Below are 18,685 nucleotides of genomic sequence, written 5' to 3' on the forward strand. Positions count from 1 at the left end.
GTTAAAAGTTATGAAAAAAACGATATCGGGAGAAAAAATGAATATATTTTTATGTCGACCTACCGAAAGCAGGTAACTTCAAGCTCCAAAATGAAAGCTGTCCTTAGGACCCACCGCGAAATAACATAGGCAACTTTTCAGACTGTACTTAACTATTTTCACAAGCAAGCCCATCGATTAAATCCCTAAGGAATGATTCTAATATAATATTAAGGATTTTTTTTGCCAAGAATGACTATTTAGGGACATGGAACTAGAGCAATTCCCTAACTGAAAATTTGAAGTTATATTTTTATCATTCCTAAATAATTATGCGTTACCTAGGTTATTTCGTAACGAGCCCTTAGGCTAACTGGTAAAAGATACAAAGCTAAACCCCTGAAACGAGTCTTCATTAATAAACCTAGTAAGAACAAGAAACGTCCTTTAGGTATTCGTTTGTTGACTAACATTCCTTTAGAAAAATCAATACTAACTCAATTTCTGAAAGCAGGTTTTATTTACCAACATCATCTGAATCCAACCAAAGCAGGCACGCCGCAAGGTGGAATAATCTCCTCTATTCTGGCTCTTCCGCTGTTATTTATTCTTTTTCCCCTCTACATGGCTCAAGGGCACTTGGTTCCCCTCCTCCGTGCCAGCTCCTCCTCGGACGGATGCGGACCATGTGGACAGATTCCGAATGGTCGTCCACTATCAGTGCAGCTCCTCTTTCACTCCCCATTTTCTTCAGGTAAGCCCGGAGGCTTTCCTGCATATAAAGGGGTCTGGAGGTCTCAAGTGCAAGGATGTCATCACTTGAAGTGAGGCGGTGGCAGATAAGGAGGTCGCTCTGTGAAACAACATCAGGGTGAAGGCTTGCAGGTCTCTGGGTTGCCAGTACAAGGGAGAGACCGGGCTGCCTTCCCTGCCTGAGGCAGCGGTTAATAAGCACCTCAGAAGCAAGGCTTTCTGCCTTTGCAGGTACGAAAATATGAGCTTCATCTATGAACAGCCAGACCATAGGGAATTCTTTTTCTTCTAATTTTTCTCCCATCTGTTTCTTTTCATAGATTCTTCTTGCCTCAAGCCGTTCGGCATAAAGCCTTCCTGCAAGAATAGACACTGCTGCAGCGCAGACGTTTTCGTTTTCAAGGGTGCTTACATCAAGCACTGTTGTCCTGCCTCCTGCTATCAGCTCAGATAGTGGCGTCCCTTCTTTAGAGAAAAGACCCCATGATTTCACAGCCCTGAAACAGTTTTCAGCAGCCCCCTTTGATGAGGAATCCGAGCGGCTGTCCATAAATATCTCGTTGATGATATCTTCAAAAGAATAATGCTCGCCTTTTTCCCTCAGGGATTCAATAGCCCTTACCAGCAGAATCCCAAGCGGAGAAACCTCTTCAATCCTCAGAACCCTGCACCACTGGCTGCCTGAGAGTTCCCGGATTGAGATCGAAAATGGCTTTACCTCTATGTTCCGCTTCTTATAAGCCTCGATATTTCCGGCTGGCACGAAAATTTCAGTTTCAAGCCCCGAAGGCGTGAGTTCCCAGCTTTTTAGCCTTCCTGCTTCGGATATGTTAGGATTCTTCATAGTCCAGAAAATTCCCATGGTGTCGATAACAAGGGATGCAAGGTTTCCTTTAACGGGCTCAGGAAGAAAAGCAAGCTCTTCAAGCATGCAGCCCATTGTATAGGACTTTCCGTATCCTCTTTTTCCGCAGATCAAAACGGCATGAGGCTTCAGGGCGTCGAGATAAACCTCAGCTCCTTTAGAATGGTCAAGTGCCATATAGTTCCCAAGAAACAGGATCCCCTTTCCATTATTTTCTTCATTCCCGAGCACGCGCAGTGCCCCGCTGAACTTTCCCCCAGAAGCGGGTCTGAACTCTTTATTCTCTCTTTCAGGCATCCTGATTGTATCTGACTGAAAACTACTTAAAATAATTTATTCAGTATTTATTTAATAAAACTGCGAAGTTTAAATTTCTTATTTTGGCATCATTTTTTAATCTGCTTTCTTTAATTTTTCAAGTGTCCTTTTAACTCCAATCCTCGGATTAAGCTTTAATGCGGTTTCAAAGTGTTTTATTGCTTCAACATCATTTCCCTGCAAATGGAAAATTTCGCCTAAAGCTCTGTGAATTTTTGATTTTGTATCTTTATCTGAAAATCTTTTTAATCCTTTTTCCAGAGGTGCTACAAATGAACCGTATTCTCTGGGATCGGCATTAGAAGACAGCTCTTCTTTCAATTCTTTAATAGCTTCAAGAAATTCAATATCATTTCCGGTATCAATGCAGTGAAGCCTGTACAATTTAGAATCAATGAAAGTCCCTTCAAAAGTGTAACGGTAAACCCTGTCTTTCTTATGAATCAGGTACAGGATTTTCTTTTTAGTATCAAAACGGTAGCTTTCTGCCCAGTTAAGCCCTGAACCTATCGTTTCAGGAGTTTTTTTCCATAACAATTTTTTATTCTTTATATCAAAGAAAAACAGCTTACAGCTATCCGCTTTACTGGCGCTTTCCAGAGCCTGGCAGACAGCAAAATGCCCGTCGTCTGAAATGCCGGTTGAGCCTAATTTTGCCCTGCATCTCTGCCGGATCAGAGTTTCTCCGTCTGCATTTATTATATTGAATACTCCATACATGCCTTTGGAGGTCGAATCGCTGATTATAAACACTCCAGAGTTTGAAACCATTCCATTATCGAGGTGTTTCATTTTAACTTGAAGTTTTACCTTTCCACGCTCTAATAAAATATATTTTCCATTTTCACTTAGACTGTTCCACGCTAAAATGAATTTACTGTTTGGTGACTGATGATATTCCCCTGTAAAATCGCCGATTGTTATGGAACTGCCATTTATCGAATAATTTAATTTAGGAGAATCTTGAGAGCGTTTTGTTTTATTTTTAAAAAAATCAAATAAACCCATGTTGTGAACACCAGAAACATGTATTTCTTATCAAGGACTGTTCATCAAGTATAATTCTAATTCTTTAAAATGTTTTTGAATCTGATATGTTTCTATTGCTTGTTTTCTTTTAAAACCATTTGAAAAATGTTTAGCCACGGGGCTGCCCGCAATCTCTGGGCTAAAATGAAATAAATCTCCAGTATTAATTAAAGACGCTGTCAAATTAGAGATATATTTCATAATTTTACTGGATATCTGGAGTTTTTTTTGCTTTCCTGTTTCTTTCTAATATATTCATCCTAAAATAAAAATTCAATATATATTTTTCTTTGAAGAGAAATATTTATTTATTCACGGGATAAAATTAAGTTCTGCAGAATCTACACCTGAGTCTGCACTGCTGTTAATATGCCAGCAATTTATATCAGGTCTCTCTGTCAGGCAAACAAACGGGAGAAATTTTACACCTGGCAGGCAATAGTTCAAGGGGAGTAGTGTTCATTACATGGGCAGTTATACACCCTGTCCGGGAAAAAGACCAGGATAGGATACTGCCCTGGTATGGGTCAACTTTATGTTTATTTGATAGCTGTGTATCCGTAACAGCTTATAATTTACTGAAGTATGGTGGTGGGTAGTCTGGATTCTCTTCAGAAAGGTACGCTGATAGATTTGCTTTTAAGGTCAGAAAAAAGAAGAAAAATTTTGCTTTTTCTCAAAGAAGGGCCAAAGAATATTGAAGAAATCACAGGGCTTCTGGGTTCTTCCTGCACCGCAGTTCTTCCTCAGCTGAAACGGCTGACTGAAAAGGGACTGGTCAGGCAGAAAGATAAAAATTACATGCTTTCTTCAGTAGGATTGATTGTCACTGAAAAGATGGTTCCTCTCCTGGGAACTCTTGAGGTTTTTGAATACAGCATTGATTACTGGGCACAGAAGGATCTTACAGGAATCCCTTCTTTTTTGCGTTTGAAACTTGAGATGCTGGCTGGATATAAGGTGATCGAACCCCAGCTTAACAGGATTTTTGAGCCCCCTGAAGAATTCATAAATTCTCTCAAAAAATCCACGGAAATTATGTATTTTTCTTCTTTTTTCCAGCCCTGTTTCTCTGGGTTTGATCAGGATTTTTTAAAGAAAAGGACAGATTCCACTTTTATTTTTACCAGAAACTTTTTTGAAAGGATTTTCAGCCCTCACTCTGAAGAAGCTGATGATTTACTGCTGCCGAAGGGCTCAAATATCTATATATATGACGGGATTTCTTCCGTAGTCTCGCTTACGGTGACCGAGAGGTTTATGGCATTACTGCTTCTCAATAAGAAAGGAAAACTTGACCAGAATCTTCTAATAAGTTCAGAAAGTGAGGCAATCGAGTGGGGTAAAGAACTTTTTATGTATTACAGGGGACTTTCTAAAAAGGTATCTGGAGAGGAAACCAATTATTTTATCCCTGAAAAAGATTCCAATGCGGAAAGAGCCCTGATTTGTGAGAAATCTTTTATATAAGAAAAAGAAGGAAAAATCAGACATTAAGAAGCTTTTTTCCCTTAGAATCAGGTCTGAATATCAAGTGAAAAATTTATTCCCTGAAAGCTGCCGAAGGGTTTCAGCAGTTTCAGAATATTTATCACTCCAGATATTCAGTACTCAGAATATTCAGTACTCAGGAGATTATTTTATCCAGCTGGTTTGTTCTGGCTGCTTCTTTGATTTCCTGGGCTATTCTCCTTCCTGTTGAGAGGTTTTCCTGGATAAGGTCGGCATAAGGAGAACCTGAAATGTAAAGGTTCGTTCCTGCAACAATCCGGGCAGAAATCTCAAACACCTTAATCTCAAGCTCGTCAGTGAAAACGGTTTCAAGGCAGAAAGCCCCTATCATCCCGCCGAAAAGACCAAGGGACTCTTCAACCACCCTTTCTCCAAGAGAGAATATAAGAGGCAGCAGGGATTCTCTTGCAACGAGGGGCACATTTCCTGTAACCACATAAGTCGGGCGGATTCCTGCTTCTATGAGTTCTCTCGGGGATCCAAGCCTGAAGATCTCGTCTGCGTTGGATTCTACTCTGCGGTCCATGCTGAGAAGCTCAAGGCTGCCTTTGCTTAAAGTATAACCTTCGTTTCTTATCGGGGAGTAGAAGTAGTGCAGGTAGTAGCGGGTACCGGTAATGAATTCCTGTATGGTGTATTTCTGGGTTTGGTCTATGAGTTCATTAAATTCTTCGTAGGTTTTTGCAACGAAGAAGCCCTTTCCCCCTTTTGCCCCGTCGTATTTGACCATTACAGGCCCGTTGATATCACGAGGGTCATCTATTTTTCCGGGCATGTGGATTCCGGCTCCAAGAAGCCATTCCCTCTCCTTGCTCCTGTCTGATTCCCACTCCAGTACAGCCCGGTTCCCGAAGGTAGGTATAGCCATTTCTGCGAAATTATCTGTGCCCAGATACGCAACAAATGAACCGTGAGGAATAATAATTACATTCTTCTTCCTTAGCTCTTCAGCCTTGTTCATTATGTCAGCATAGCTCTCGACAATGAGGTACTCATCAGGTTTTGCTTTGGGAAATGCCTCATAGAACCTGGGCGGCTTGCCAACGCAGATCCCCAGAGTTCTGAATCCTTCTTTTCGCGCTCCGTCAAATATCTGGAGGCTTGAGTGAGAACAGACTGTTGCAATAGTAATGTTGTCTAAATCGTAATTTTTCAGAAATTCAAGAACCTGCTGTTTTGTGATCATGATTGCTACCAGCGAAAAATTTAGATTAGAATATACAATGCTATATTTAAGCTTAAGGGAAGGATTCTATATATAAATATAGTAGTGGAACTATAATAACGCGCAGAAAATAAAAGTTTATATCAAGATCGTTGTAAAGTACAGTGTAGAGTTCAATCAAAATACCTATAAAAAGGCTTTTAACTCAGGAAATAAGCATGAACGGGCTTGAAGATCGAGACGGTTTTTCTGAAACCGGCGAATCTCCCGGGGGTTCTGGACCCGGGGAACAGGATAACAGGGTGCTTGTCCTCCCTGTAAACGGAGATTCAAGGAAAATTACCCAGATTCTCTCTAACGAAACCTCGTTGAAGATCCTTGAACTCCTCGGGAAGAAAAGCATGTCTGCAACGAATATTGCAGAAGAGCTGAAGCTTCCTCTTACAACGGTAAAATACAACCTTGATTCTCTGGTTGAATCCGACCTTATTAAGGTCAAACAGATAAAGTGGAGCCAGAAAGGGCGTCAGGTTAAGATCTACGAATCTATGGAAAAACTGATCGTCCTTGTCCCTTCCAGAAACTCGATAGACAGGCCCTCAATTATAAGCCTGCTGCAGAAATATATCGGAGTAATAGGTGCAGCCGTCTTTGCAGCTGCAGGAATAGAGTACCTTTCAGCTTATCTTCGGGCAAAAAGGATCATCGATGCCACTGCTCCTTTGCGGATGGGGGTGACGGGTCCGGCAAACGAAACTTATCCTGAAGCAACAATTATGAAGAACGTTCAGGATGAAAACCTGAGCCCTAAAGCATTGAGCCCGGACTCTGCTCTTGAGCAGCCAGTTGAAGAAGAAATGGCTGCTGAGAGTTCTGAGGGCTTTGCTTCAGATGATGCAATGGAGAGCTCAGGAGCAGAAAACCTGTCTTCAGAGATGGGAACTACTACCATGGACGCGGACAGTACTGAAGTTCCTGTTCCTGAAGAGCTGGATGCGGGTCAGGGAATTCCTCCAGTTCCTCCTGAAGGGATAACACATCTCGGAGGAATACATGGGATTTATGATACACTCTCTCTTCATCCCGGAGTCTGGTTCCTTTTCGGGTGCATCTTCGTTATATTTTTGGTAATAGTAAGAGAAGTCTATTATAAGAAAAAAACCAACTAATCAGGGATTGTATGAGAGTCGCTTTAAAACTTGCATACATAGGCACCGAGTTTCATGGATCTCAGATTCAGCCTAATGTCGAGACAGTGGAGAAAGAACTCTTCAAGGCTCTTCGGAACCTCAGAATTATAGAAAGCCCCAAATCTGCTAACTATACCTGCGCGGGCAGGACTGATGCAGGAGTTCACGCGCTCGGACAGGTTGTCGCTTTTGATACAGACAAACCGAATCTGGCAATTCCCAGAATCATCAACTCAGAACTTCCTCCCACTATATGGTCCTGGGCACATGCGGGAGTCCCTTACGATTTTGATGCAAGAAGGCACGCTATTTCCAGACATTACCGCTACGTGATGACCGGTGAAGAGTATGATATTTCAAAAATGAGGGAAGCTTCAAAACTGTTACTCGGCACCCATGATTTCGAAAACTTTTCCAGGTCAAACGGCGAAAAAAGTACGGTCCGTACTCTGGAGAGAATCAATGTCCGCGTAGATGGAGAAATTACAAAAATCGATGTCGTTGGCAACAGTTTTCTCTGGAATATGGTGAGAAAAATAGTAACTGCCCTCTCAATGATAGGAAAAGGGGTACGTGATAAAGACTGGCTGGTCCAGATGCTAAGTCCCGATCTTTATGAGGAAGGAATTGAGCCGGCTCCTGCCTATGGGTTGACCCTTATGGGAATAGACTATGGAGAGGAAATAAACTGGATTGAAGATGACTACTCAATCCGGAGGGCAACTGACCAGAACTCCAAACGCATCCTCAGGCACAGGGTTATGGCAGAAGTGCTTACGGAATTGATTTACCATGAGTAATTAACTTTCAGTTATTTTTCCTTTTATTTTTCTCTATTTCTCTGTCTATTTTCATCTTAATCCGGGTTCTTGATCGTTTTTTCTTTTTGTTTTCCGATTATTTTACTCCTTTTCCTTCTGGAAAATAGTTATTATCCTTGTAAGGCTCCTGTGCACCCTCTGAACATAGATTTCAATAACCTTAAGCCCGGCTTTTTCTCCGTATTCAACTGATGCTTTGTCCGAGACAACAACTGCAATTCCTCCGGGCTTCAAAACACGCTGGATTTCCGAAAGGGCGCCAGAATAGAGCGTTTCTAAGGATTCTGCAAGGATTGCTGCCGACCTTCCGTAAGGAGGATCCGTGACAACCGCATCGACCGTGCAGTCCTTCAGGGGAATTCTGCATGCGTCCCCTTCCATCAAAACATAGTTCAGCTCATAGGCTTCAAGGTTCATGTGAGCCCCGAGGACAAGCTTTTCCTGGGCATCGATTCCTATAACCCTTGCGCCCACAAGCCCTGCTTCTACGAGTATCCCTGCAGTGCCGCAGAATGGGTCCAGAAATAGCTCTCCGGGCTTTATACCGGACAGGTTCGTAAGGGCACGGGCAACCCTCGGCATAAGCACGCCGGGATGGAAAAAGGGCTTGTTCTGCGGAGTCCTGGCTTCGTATGCGCTCCTGTCAACTGAGGAGAGAAGGGTTCCAAGTACTGCTTTTTCACTCAGAATCAGCCGGAATTCCACATCAGGATTTTTCAGGTTTGCCCTGAAGCCTTTTCTGAAGATGCAGCCTCCAATCTTCTGTTCCAGGAACTCGCACGGGACATCAACGTGGTGTTTAATCCTCTTTGCCCTGACAACGAAGCTCTCTCCTTCTTTTATGTATCCTGGAGACTCAAAAGCTTCCGCAAGCTCAAGGACAGCTTCAGGGTTGTTTTCGGCAATTCCGACAACTTTCAGTACATGATGCGTCATTGCCAGCCTTTCAGTTACAGTGCCTGTCAGAACTTTTTCAATATCCTCTTCTCTGCCTGCTATGTCCACTACAAGGCACTGGTCAATCCTCATATGAGGTCGGAAATCAAGCTCCTCGATTTTGAGGCAGGCAAGGACTTCGGCGGCTGGCAGTTCTTCGTGTTCTCCAGATAATTCAAAAGCGTATAACATGATAATCCGAAACAGGTTGGTTAATGATTCAAAATGATCTTCAGTCAGTTCGAAATAAGTTATATAATTCAAAATAATTTTTCCGGGGTTAAGGAATAGAGTACTGAATTTTATTCATTAAAAGGCGCTAAGCCTGAATTTCATATTTTACATTTGCTGGCTATCGAATAAGGATTTGAATTGATGTCAGAAACAGGCTGCATATAAGCAAAAGCGGGTAATGTGTAAGAAAAAAGTTTCCTGTACAGAATGGCCTGTAAGATGTCAATATTGCAAGTTGGCATAATATTGCAGGTTAGCATGATGGTCAGCCTGCTTGAGGTCTCATAGCTCTCTGTAACAGGTCTGCTTTTCAGAACATTTTCTCAAGGGCTTCCCTGCCGGTCATTCCTGTCTCAACTCCAAGCTCCCTTGCAAACTTTGTTACTTCGACAACAGTGGCTTTGAGCATATCTTCAAAACTCTGCACGCCTTTTACTTTTGCAGCCGTATCCCCAAGGGTTTCTGCAGCACTGACATTGAGGTAGCCGCACATCAAAAACCCCTTTTCTGCCCTTATAACCAGAAGAGGATACTTCTGCATCTCAAACCGGAGGCCAAGAGCACAGCCGTTTTCAAGCGGAATCTGTTCTATGAGCATGTTTTCCTGAATTAGCTTCAAACCAGATTAACTTTTTGGACTCAGCTCAAACTGCTGTTAATTTTTTGAAGAATATTTTTGAAATATCCTGTGTGGTTCCCGGATTCTGCATTAAATGTGGTATTCAGGGTGCCGTTTTCACCTGTTCCGCTTTCGTTCTCTGCACTTTCATTTTTGCTGGCTTCCATGACCTGCAGTTCGGCTTTAAAACTCTCATTCCCCGAAAGCCATATGGTAATATTTTCGTCAGAGCTAAAATTTCCTCTCAGTACCGTACGGTTGTTTTCAAACTCAGCGCTTTTGTCGTCAAGCCCTTCGGTTTTCTCTGCATCAAGCCCCGGTGGAAGAGTGATTGTAACACTTGAATCCGGAGTTCCCATCAGCCATATCTCTGTTCCGGGGCCGACTTCTTCTTTGAAACTGTAGGTGACCAGGGCACGGTTTGTAATTGACGAGTTTTTATCAGTTCTTCCGAGGGCTTCTTCAGGGATCCAGAACTCGACGTCCTTTAATTCAACAGCTTCTGTGCTTGAATTGAGTTTTACATCAGGCTCTTCTTCTATGGATTTTTTCATCCTGTCCCCTAAAAGAATTTCCATTTTCAGAATTTCCCAGGCATTAACAAAACCGTTATTGTTGCCTGTTTCTCCGTCTATAACGCTCCTGAGAAAAACAGCTTCGTCACCTGTAGTTTTTTCGTCGTAATCCCATGTCATCCCGTTTCTTTCCAGCGTGATATTATTGCCGGGAACAAATGCTGCCGCGCAGGGTTCTGCAAGAAGAGCGGGAGTAAGGAGTGTCGCCAGTAAAAGGCTGGCTAAGAGGAGAGAACACAGTTTCAAGAATTTCAACTCTTTTTATTTGTCCTTTTTATTCGTTTTTCATCTATCGTTTTTCTGTTTTTCCTTACTTATGTCTTTATATTATTTATTTAGTTGTTACCTCGCATCCGTCCTGAGTTATTATAACCGTATGTTCTGCCTGGGACACAAGCCCTCCGGCGCTTTCAATAAGTACTGGATACGAGTGAAGGATTCCGGCTTTTTCCAGCTGGAGAAGTGAAAAGTCAAGTTTGTCTGACTGGAGCCAGCGCTTTGCAAAGGGAAGTTCTCTGTATTCTTCTGCCTGCTTCATAACGTTTCTGACTACCGGCATGCGGACAGGTTTTTTTCTTATAATGCTGTATATCTCTGCCCAGCTTCCATCGTGCACAAGTCCTTTTCCGTTAGTTGCGAAAGGCTCGATTGCAAGCACATCCCCCTCCTTCAGGATAAATCCTCCTTCTACGTGTTTGTTGGGCACTGCGGGGTTGTCATGGGCTTCATACTGGGAAAGCCCGTGGCCTGTGAGGTTTGTGATAGGGTTTAAGCCGTATCTGCGGATACTCTCTTCTATTGCAGCTCCTATCTCTCCTGTGCTGACTCCCGGCTTCATAAGGTCGATAGCTGCTGCAAGAGCGTCTTCGGAGGCTTTTACAATATCAGGATTGCCTGAAAGGTCAACAGTTATTGCCGAATCTGCTATGTACCCGTCAACATGGACTCCGAGATCCAGCTTCACCATATCTTTTCCGAAGACATCTTTGTCTCCTGCTTTCGGGGTTGCGTGGGCAGCTTCCTGGTTTCTTGAGATATTGCAGGGAAAAGCAGGTTTGCCCCCCAGTTCCATGGTTTTCTTTTCTACAAATTCAGCAACTTCAAGCAGGCTGTTTCCTACTTTTATCATATCTGCAGCCTCAGCCCTGACAATTTTCAGGATTCTGCCTGCTTCTCTATACTTTTCAAGAACATCTTCTCTGTTGTACACATTATCTGTCATATTCACCCCACCTGATGATTCGTTACATCTCTCGGCTATTTTCTTTTTGTAAGTCTTTTATAGCTTTATTCTGCCGGCAGGCCAGTTTAAACGTTTATATCCGTAAATCCCGGGCCTTAATATCTTTTCTGACTTTCTGGTTCTTATTTTACTGTAGTTTTGAGAATTTCAGGTTAAATCTCGGTTATAATCTGTTGTTTTATTTATAAATACGATTTTAATACAAATTTCTTTTCAAGCCGTGTAAGGTTCTCGCACCCATTCTCAGTAACCAGCACCATATCTTCGAGCCGGATTCCTCCGATTTCCGGATAATAGAGTCCAGGTTCGATGGTTATTACATTGCCTGCTTCAAGGAGAAAGCTGCTTTCTCCTACCCCTGGAAGTTCATGGATGTCAAGCCCCACTCCATGACCTGTGGAGTGTGTGAATCCGGCTTTTGATCCGCTTCTGTAGGTATGATAGCCCTGTGCTTCAAAAAAGTCGCAGACCGCAGCATGTATTTCAGATGCCTGCACTCCGGGCTTAACCATAGACAGCGCTTTTTTCTGGGCTTCAAATACGGTTTCATACATCGCTTTCAGTTTTTCCGAAGCTTCTCCCCTGAGAACCGTGCGCGTCATGTCTGCAAAATAACGCCTCTTTTTACTTCTCGGGAAGATGTCCAGAATAATCGGTGCATTCGCTTTGAGAGGTCCGTCAGTGGTCCCATGGGGGTTTGCTGTGTCCTCTCCGCAGGAGACAATAGTTTCTTCGGCTTCGCACCCGAAATCGAGAAGGGTATGGTCAATTACCGAATTCACTTTAGCCCCGGTGAGTGCCTCCCCCTCAAGATAGAGCATTCCATCTTTTTCTTCCGCTCCTGCTATCAGGGCAATGGCTGCCTCCATAGCCTTTTCTCCTGCCATCTGGGCGTACCTTATGGCTTCAATCTCTTCCTGTCTCTTAACGCTCCTCATTTTTCTGAAAGGGCTTTTTATAGGCACTATGGTAAAACCTGCTTCAGTAAGATATTTTGAACAAAAGACCGGAAAATCGTAAGGAACCGCAATTCTTTTTACTCTTTCTCCGAGAAGCAGCTCGGATATGCAGGCTGCATAAGCGATAGATGTGTCTTTTTTCTCTTTTATTTTCTCGCGGTAGCCAAATTCCTGAGTTGTTTTTATATTTGAAACCCTTGACTCTATTTCAGCTCTTCCGCGCTCCATTTCCGAGATAAAAAGGATTTCTTTCCCGGCTCCTGTTTGCAGGTACATAAAGTCGTCCGATGCAAGGAAGCGGGTTACGTAGTAAATATCGGCGTTATGAATATTCCCTGTCATCAGGTAAGCATCTGCTTTTGCTTCTTCGAGGGCTTTTTTTATGCTGAAGTCTGTCACTTTCATGCAGGGTAATTCTGATGTTTTTAGATAAAGTTGTTATCGTCGGCTTGGAGGCAAGCTTTCAGAACTCTTCAGTTTTGTTTTTGCTTTTCCCATTCTCTCCTTCCTTTTTCCCCATTTTCTCCTTTCTTTTTTAACTCCTTATTCATCTCGTACTCAAGAACAAAAAGTTCCTCAAGCATTGAAAAATAACGGTTAAGGGAAGCTGTCATTTCGTCTGAAAACCTGAGGATGCATATATATTTCCGCTTTCCACGCTCTCTTACCCACACTTTGTCTTCGGTATTTTTATTTTTCGCATCTGAGAAGATCTCTGCTGCACAGCCAAGGATCATTCTAACACTTGATGTCAGGTCCCTGCGGATTTTTTCTTTTTTGAACTCAATATAGTCGCGGGAAATGTCTGCGTGCAGCAGTTCGCTTCTGTGTACCCAGTAATCATCGCGGTTGAGATGCTCTTCGACAATATCCTTTATACGGAAGGGCAGGTCCTCAAGGCACGGCAGTTTACTCAACACCTCTTTGCCGGTTTCAACATTCTCAGAGCAGGCTTCACTTTTTAACTGGGATATGTTTGAGTTCATTTCCCTTTGAATCCACTCAAGGGAGAACTTTTTGGCAGATTCGATAAATGTACGGGCTTCAGCTTCCATTTTTTCTCTGGTACTTTTTATCTCTTTATGGAGATCGTTGATTGTATCAGCTCTTTTTTCGGAATAATCCCGGGTAAAGGGGTCAATCCTCATTTTATGGTCTCCTGATTCAGCTTCATTCTTTTATTCTTACTCTTGCATGTTTAATGAGTACATGTTTTCAGGAGGAGTTCAGGATTTCTGTATTGCAGTTTTGATTTCGGGAAGGAAGCTTAAGGTTGTTAAGAAAAAGGTAAAAAAGAATATTGGAGTCAGGATTTCAGAGACCGTAGTTTCAGAACCATGTGGAATTTCACAATTCAGTAAGGATTTGAGGATAGAGAATTGGCTGGAATACAGCTAAATTAAGCGAAAAAAATCCTGGATTGAAATGCATTGAATTCTAAAAACATGCTTAGAGGAAGAGTTACTAATTAAGTTTTAAATGTTGTTAAATTGAAAAAAAAGAAGCGCCCGGACCGGGATTCGAACCCGAGTCGGAGCCTCGACAGGGCTCCATGATAGGCCTCTACACTATCCGGACACTTCGGTCTTTTTAGCTGCTGTTTTGCCCGCGTTGCGAGCAAACCTTAAATGTCTTTCCGGTATATAAATGTTCCCGTCGACAGATTTCGATTCTGGTGGAAGTTTCAGGTCCCGCCTCCCAGACTCGAACCGGGGACATCGCGGTGCCTGCGCAGAGATGTACGGGAGGTTACCCGCACGAGCCGAACTACAGCCGCGCACTCTACCACTGAGTTAAGGCGGGACAATGATACTGATCCAGTGCTGCATTGTGCTACACTGCTTCAGTGCACCATCTCCATATATGGTGATGGTATTTATGGTTTTCGCTAATAAGAGTAAAATCTCTAACATTTTTTATATTTTTCTTCTCTGAACTCCTTAAGTTCAGCAAATAGCCTGAATATAAAAAGTCCCCTTCCTGCGTGGGATTCCTGTTTAAAACTTATTTTTAATTCTGCGCACTGTAAAGGACCGGCTAGAAACAGGTATAGTAAAAAAGATGTGAAAAGAACCCGAAGGTCCCTCTCGATATTTTCTTGCTTCAGATTCCGGATTTATTAGAAGGTGTTCAGTTCTCCCCTGATAACCATTTCTGTTATTTTTGTCACATTCGCAAGCCAATCGTCAATTACAACTTCAGCTTCCGATTTGACGTGTGCAAAGGAAGTGCCTTCTTTTGGAATGATCTGAGCGCTTGCCACAAGAGGCTGGTCAATAGGCTTTCCGATCTGGGAGAGCAGCCTGATATATACGTCCTGTACGTCCGGGACCTGCTTTACGATATCACGGGCCATCTGTGTCGAGAGGAGGTTGTAGATTTTTCCAATATGGTTAATAGGGTTCTTTCCACTGGTTGCCTCCATACTCATAGGCCTGTTTGGTGTGATTAACCCATTGCAGCGGTTTCCGCGCCCTACAGAACCGTCGTCTCCCATCTCAGCTGAAGTTCCGGTAACTGTAAGGAAAACGCAGCTTGCCTTCAGATTATCGGCTGTGTTAACAAAGACCTTCACGTTCCTGTCGGTATAGCGTGTTGCAAGCTCTTCCGTATAGGTCTTCATTTCCTGGGTCATATTTATGTAGCTGTCCAGGTCGTCGATATATCTCCCAATCATGCCGCTGCATATGGTCAGGGTGATGTCGTCTCCGTCCCTCAGCCCCATAACCTTCATGTCTTCTCCTATTCCAGGCATGCGGGACTTGAGGTCAGTAAGGAGCTGCCTCTCTGTATTGTATACGATATTTTCAAGCTCGGAAAACGGGGCATGCCCTACTCCGAAAGAGGTGTCGTTTGCCATCGGGACCCTGTCTCTCTTGAAGACATCTCTAAGATCTGAAGATCCTGTCCCGAGTTTGCAGTCAATGATCACGTCTCTTTCGAGGTCCATATTCACCATGGTTTTTCTCAGGTAATTCCGGGCAGCTTTGAGGGCTACAGACTCTGTGGCAAGCTCGGCACCTTCGAATTCTTTAGTGGCTCTGCCTACAAGGAGCATGTATATGGGCTGAAGTACCTCCCCTCCTCCGAATTTCGGGCTGGATCTTCCGGCTACTATCTGAGTTTCGTCAGTGTTGTGGTGAAGTACGGCTCCACATTTGCTTATGTATTCCCTGCATAGCGCTCGGCTTACGGCTTCGGCAAGTCCGTCCGATATGCTGTCAGGGTGCCCTATCCCTTTGCGTTCTACAAGCTCTATCCGCTGCTTTTCGACCGGGGTTTGCAAGAGCTCTTCCACTTTTATATTTCGGGCCATTTGGATCCTCTTTTTTCAAAATTATTGGTATTTTTATTTCTAGATGTTGATATTACCGCTTTATTAATCTTTAGTCTGTTGCCGTAATCAATTTACTTTCCGTGTGTTAATTTTAAATTAATTACGTATGTTATTAAGACATTAATAATATTATTTATATGACTCGATAGTACGTTTCTATTAAATTACTACGGCTATATAATGTTTATCATGTATTCATTACTGGAGGTAATATTTTTCTTTGAGCTAACGAGCTCCATATTTTATTCTCAAAAACGATATAATCTTCCATACAGAGATTTTCCCGAAAATTTCAATAAATGCCATCCCTGGAATGTACATCATTCCTTTGAGTTCAGAGGAAAGGAAGAAGATGTTTGCGCGGATACTTACCGTGAAGTCTATATCATACAAGTGTGTTCTGGATAAACGTTTCATACAGATGAGCCTACCGGGAGAATTTCCCATCAGATCACTATTAGATCACTTATAGAGGACCGAGCAGATGATTCGCATTGCAATACCCAATAAAGGGCGCCTTTACGAACCCACAATCTCTATTTTTAAAGATGCAGGGCTTCCCATTAGTGGAGGAGCCGAAAGCCGAAAACTTTTTGCAAAAACTACAGACCCGGATATTCATATCCTCTTTGCAAGGGCTGCCGATATCCCGGAGTATGTACAGGACGGGGCGGCAGATGTCGGTATTACGGGTATGGACCTGATTACCGAAAGAGGGGCAAATGTTGAAGCCCTTCTGGATCTTAAATTCGGGAGGGCAAGTCTTGTACTGGCTGTTCCGGAGGATTCTGCCTTCGAAAAAGCACAGAACCTTGAAGGCAAAAAAGTGGCAACCGAGTTCCCTGAAATTACCAGGCAGTATTTTGAAAAACTCGGAGTTAACGTGAATGTTATAAAGGTGAGCGGTGCATGCGAAATGACCCCTCACGTGGGAATTGCGGATGCCATTGTTGATATCTCAAGCTCAGGGACAACTTTGCTGATCAACCACCTGAAGGCTATTGATACGGTTTTCTCTTCCACTGTTTATCTTATCGCTAATAAAGAGAGCCTCAGGACAAAGGAGAAAATTCTCGATATAAAAACAGCATTTGAAAGCGTGCTGAACGCAAAGAAAAAACGTTACCTGATGATGAATGTGCCTGAAGCTTCCCTTCAAGCCGTAAAAGAGGTTCTTCCTGGCATGTCAGGCCCAACAGTAATGAAGGTTGAGTCAAGCAAATTTTCCGGAGAATCAATACTTGCCGTTCATGCCGTTGTGGACGCAGACCTGATCTTCAGTATCGTAAACAAGTTGAAGAAGGTAGGCGCCAGAGATATCCTTGTAGTTCCCATAGAAAGGATCATGCCCTGAAAGGAAAGAATCCGGAAAAGTAAGAACTGAAATTACTGAAGTAAAACATGTTTCTTAAAGATAGATTTGGAGATGTAGCTTTTTATGGTCTTTGAAGTAATTCCTGCGGTGGATATGAGAGGAGGCAAATGTGTTCAGCTGGTGCAGGGAGTGCCTGGCAGCGAGATAGTATCTCTTGATGACCCTCTCGCAGTTGCCCTTGACTGGGTAAGTAAAGGGGCAAAAACCCTTCATCTTGTGGACCTTGACGGAGCAATCGAAGGAAAAAGAAAAAACGCCCCGATTATTGAAAAGATCGTCAGAGCCTGCAGGGAAAAAGGTGTGAGCATTCAGGTTGGAGGAGGTATCAGAAGCTTTGAAGATGCAGCCTCCCTTCTTGAGCTTGGGGTTTCAAGGGTAATTCTCGGAACTGCTGCCCTCCAGAATCCTGAACTTGTAAAACAGCTTTCCAGGGCTTTTGAGAGTTCACGTGTAAACGTTGCGCTGGATGCAAAGAATGGTAAAATCTCAATTAAGGGCTGGACCGAAGAGTGCGCGCAAACTCCTGTAGAAATGGGCAGAAAGTTTGAAGAGCTAGGGGCTGGAAGCCTCCTTTTTACGAATATCGACACTGAAGGCTTGATGCAGGGGGTAAACCCTGTTCCTACAAAAGAGCTCGTAGAATCTGTTAGCATTCCTGTTATTGCATCTGGAGGAGTAAGTTCTCTGGCAGATATTAATACTCTGAAAAAGACCGGAGCGGCAGGTGTTGTGGTAGGCAGTGCTCTTTACACAGGCAGGTTTACTCTTGAAGAGGCAATTGTGGCTGCCCTTGGTGACTGATAAGGCTTTATTTGATAGACGGCTTACTTTTACTTCTTAGAAGTCTCACTTAAGAAGCCTTATTCCCAGCCCTTTTCTTTGATTTTATACTTAGAAGACTGAACCTCAGCAACGAATAAGTGGCGAAATTCAAAGTATTTAATTATTTTAAAGAGAATGTGATGCTGTATGAGAACAAGCAAAATTTCCCGTAAAACAAAGGAAACCGACATTCAGCTTGAGATTAACCTTGACGGTAAGGGCATTGCAGATGTCAGTACAGGGATCGGGTTTTTTGATCACATGCTGACCTCTTTTGCAAGGCACGCTGATTTTGACCTTAAAGTGCGTGCCGAAGGCGACCTTTATGTGGACGAGCATCACCTCATTGAGGATACGGGAATAGTCCTCGGAAAGGCTCTTGCCGAAGCTCTCGGGGATATGGCAGGAATTGTCCGCTTCGGGGAAGCCAGAATCCCAATGGACGAGGCTCTTGCTGAGGTTTCTCTGGACGTTGGCGGGCGCAGCTATCTTGTCCTGAAAGCCGACTTTGCCGCTCCCCAGGTAGGGCAGTTCAGCACCCAGCTGGTAAAGCACTTCTTCGAGACTCTTGCCTCAAATGCGAAAATTACCATGCATGCCAGCGTCTACGGGGATAATGACCACCACAAGATCGAGGCTCTCTTCAAGGCTTTTGCCTATGCGATGAAAAGGGCTGTAAAAATTGAAGGAAAAGAAGTAAAGAGCACGAAAGGCACTCTATAAATCCCGAATTGCGATTCGGGATCACAGGAAATCGGAGATTTTCTGGGAGTTGCGATGTAATCGCAACAACCCGCTGTCCTGCCCGAGTTTCGCCTCCCGAGTTCCGCCTCCCGAGTTTCGCCTCCCGAGTTTCGCTTCGGGAGCACGAGGTCCTTTTCGCTGCGCTCAAGAGGACTAATTTTCTAAACTCCCATTTGACCGATAGGTATCCACACTTGCCGTAGATTGTT

General features: G+C 43.4%; 17 protein-coding genes and 2 tRNA genes. 7 read left to right on the forward strand and 12 right to left on the reverse strand.

From position 1 onward, the window contains the following. Nucleotides 1-583 precede the first annotated feature (583 nt). Nucleotides 584-1,894, reverse strand: a complete 1,311-nt coding sequence (locus tag PLL47_RS11995; RefSeq protein ID WP_324446439.1) for an ATP-binding protein — start codon at nucleotides 1,892-1,894, stop codon at nucleotides 584-586. Nucleotides 1,895-1,990: 96 nt separating this feature from the next. Beyond that, nucleotides 1,991-2,707 (reverse strand): tetratricopeptide repeat protein, encoded by a 717-nt coding sequence (locus PLL47_RS12000; RefSeq protein ID WP_324446440.1) that lies wholly within the window; start codon nucleotides 2,705-2,707, stop codon nucleotides 1,991-1,993. A gap of 822 nt (nucleotides 2,708-3,529) precedes the next feature. Here PLL47_RS12000 and PLL47_RS12005 point away from each other — a divergent pair. Beyond that, nucleotides 3,530-4,414, forward strand: coding sequence for a helix-turn-helix transcriptional regulator (locus PLL47_RS12005; protein WP_324446441.1), 885 nt, complete (start codon nucleotides 3,530-3,532; stop codon nucleotides 4,412-4,414). A 157-nt stretch (nucleotides 4,415-4,571) separates the two neighbouring features. On the opposite strand, the gene PLL47_RS12010 is transcribed toward PLL47_RS12005, so the two are convergent. Then, nucleotides 4,572-5,642, reverse strand: a complete 1,071-nt coding sequence (locus PLL47_RS12010; protein WP_324446442.1) for a formate--phosphoribosylaminoimidazolecarboxamide ligase — start codon at nucleotides 5,640-5,642, stop codon at nucleotides 4,572-4,574. 197 nt (nucleotides 5,643-5,839) lie between these two features. Here PLL47_RS12010 and PLL47_RS12015 point away from each other — a divergent pair, with 197 nt between their 5' ends. After that, on the forward strand, nucleotides 5,840-6,790 hold the full coding sequence (locus PLL47_RS12015) for an ArsR/SmtB family transcription factor (protein ID WP_324446443.1): 951 nt from the start codon (nucleotides 5,840-5,842) through the stop codon (nucleotides 6,788-6,790). Nucleotides 6,791-6,801: 11 nt separating this feature from the next. Next, nucleotides 6,802-7,611, forward strand: coding sequence for a tRNA pseudouridine(38-40) synthase TruA (gene truA, locus PLL47_RS12020; RefSeq protein ID WP_324446444.1), 810 nt, complete (start codon nucleotides 6,802-6,804; stop codon nucleotides 7,609-7,611). A 102-nt stretch (nucleotides 7,612-7,713) separates the two neighbouring features. Here the strand turns inward: truA and PLL47_RS12025 are convergent, their stop codons facing one another. The 6 genes from PLL47_RS12025 to PLL47_RS12050 form a co-directional block, all read right to left on the reverse strand. Continuing rightward, a complete protein-coding gene (locus tag PLL47_RS12025) occupies nucleotides 7,714-8,760 on the reverse strand; it encodes a methyltransferase domain-containing protein (protein ID WP_324446445.1) in 1,047 nt (348 codons plus the stop codon). A gap of 352 nt (nucleotides 8,761-9,112) precedes the next feature. Further along, the gene (locus tag PLL47_RS12030) at nucleotides 9,113-9,400 is read right to left on the reverse strand and encodes a YunC family protein (RefSeq protein ID WP_324446446.1); all 288 of its coding nucleotides are present in this window, start codon (nucleotides 9,398-9,400) and stop codon (nucleotides 9,113-9,115) included. 41 nt (nucleotides 9,401-9,441) lie between these two features. Then, a complete protein-coding gene (locus PLL47_RS12035) occupies nucleotides 9,442-10,242 on the reverse strand; it encodes a hypothetical protein (RefSeq protein WP_324446447.1) in 801 nt (266 codons plus the stop codon). An 85-nt stretch (nucleotides 10,243-10,327) separates the two neighbouring features. Next, nucleotides 10,328-11,218, reverse strand: a complete 891-nt coding sequence (gene map / locus PLL47_RS12040; RefSeq protein ID WP_324446448.1) for a type II methionyl aminopeptidase — start codon at nucleotides 11,216-11,218, stop codon at nucleotides 10,328-10,330. Nucleotides 11,219-11,421: 203 nt separating this feature from the next. Beyond that, a complete protein-coding gene (locus PLL47_RS12045; protein WP_324446449.1) occupies nucleotides 11,422-12,603 on the reverse strand; it encodes a M24 family metallopeptidase in 1,182 nt (393 codons plus the stop codon). A gap of 68 nt (nucleotides 12,604-12,671) precedes the next feature. Further along, a complete protein-coding gene (locus tag PLL47_RS12050) occupies nucleotides 12,672-13,346 on the reverse strand; it encodes a hypothetical protein (protein ID WP_324446450.1) in 675 nt (224 codons plus the stop codon). 46 nt (nucleotides 13,347-13,392) lie between these two features. Here PLL47_RS12050 and PLL47_RS12055 point away from each other — a divergent pair, with 46 nt between their 5' ends. Then, complete coding sequence (locus PLL47_RS12055; protein WP_324446451.1) at nucleotides 13,393-13,596, forward strand: hypothetical protein; 204 nt, start codon at nucleotides 13,393-13,395, stop codon at nucleotides 13,594-13,596. A gap of 107 nt (nucleotides 13,597-13,703) precedes the next feature. Here the strand turns inward: PLL47_RS12055 and PLL47_RS12060 are convergent. The 3 genes from PLL47_RS12060 to PLL47_RS12070 all read right to left on the reverse strand — a co-directional run bounded on the left by PLL47_RS12060 (nucleotide 13,704) and on the right by PLL47_RS12070 (nucleotide 15,514). Beyond that, a tRNA-Asp gene (locus PLL47_RS12060) sits at nucleotides 13,704-13,776 on the reverse strand. Between the two features lie 111 nt (nucleotides 13,777-13,887). Then, nucleotides 13,888-14,001: transfer RNA gene (locus tag PLL47_RS12065), tRNA-Tyr, on the reverse strand. A 316-nt stretch (nucleotides 14,002-14,317) separates the two neighbouring features. Next, a complete protein-coding gene (locus PLL47_RS12070) occupies nucleotides 14,318-15,514 on the reverse strand; it encodes a methionine adenosyltransferase (RefSeq protein WP_324446452.1) in 1,197 nt (398 codons plus the stop codon). Nucleotides 15,515-16,019: 505 nt separating this feature from the next. On the opposite strand from PLL47_RS12070, the gene hisG reads away from it, so the two are divergent. The 3 genes from hisG (at nucleotide 16,020) to hisB (ending at nucleotide 18,455) form a co-directional block, all read left to right on the forward strand. Continuing rightward, on the forward strand, nucleotides 16,020-16,889 hold the full coding sequence (gene hisG / locus PLL47_RS12075; RefSeq protein ID WP_324446453.1) for an ATP phosphoribosyltransferase: 870 nt from the start codon (nucleotides 16,020-16,022) through the stop codon (nucleotides 16,887-16,889). 84 nt (nucleotides 16,890-16,973) lie between these two features. Then, on the forward strand, nucleotides 16,974-17,711 hold the full coding sequence (gene hisA, locus PLL47_RS12080; protein WP_324446454.1) for a 1-(5-phosphoribosyl)-5-[(5-phosphoribosylamino)methylideneamino]imidazole-4-carboxamide isomerase: 738 nt from the start codon (nucleotides 16,974-16,976) through the stop codon (nucleotides 17,709-17,711). Between the two features lie 168 nt (nucleotides 17,712-17,879). Next, complete coding sequence (hisB, locus tag PLL47_RS12085; RefSeq protein ID WP_324446455.1) at nucleotides 17,880-18,455, forward strand: imidazoleglycerol-phosphate dehydratase HisB; 576 nt, start codon at nucleotides 17,880-17,882, stop codon at nucleotides 18,453-18,455. Nucleotides 18,456-18,685 lie beyond the last annotated feature (230 nt).

This window comes from Methanosarcina sp. (genome assembly GCF_035390745.1).
GTDB lineage: Archaea > Halobacteriota > Methanosarcinia > Methanosarcinales > Methanosarcinaceae > Methanosarcina.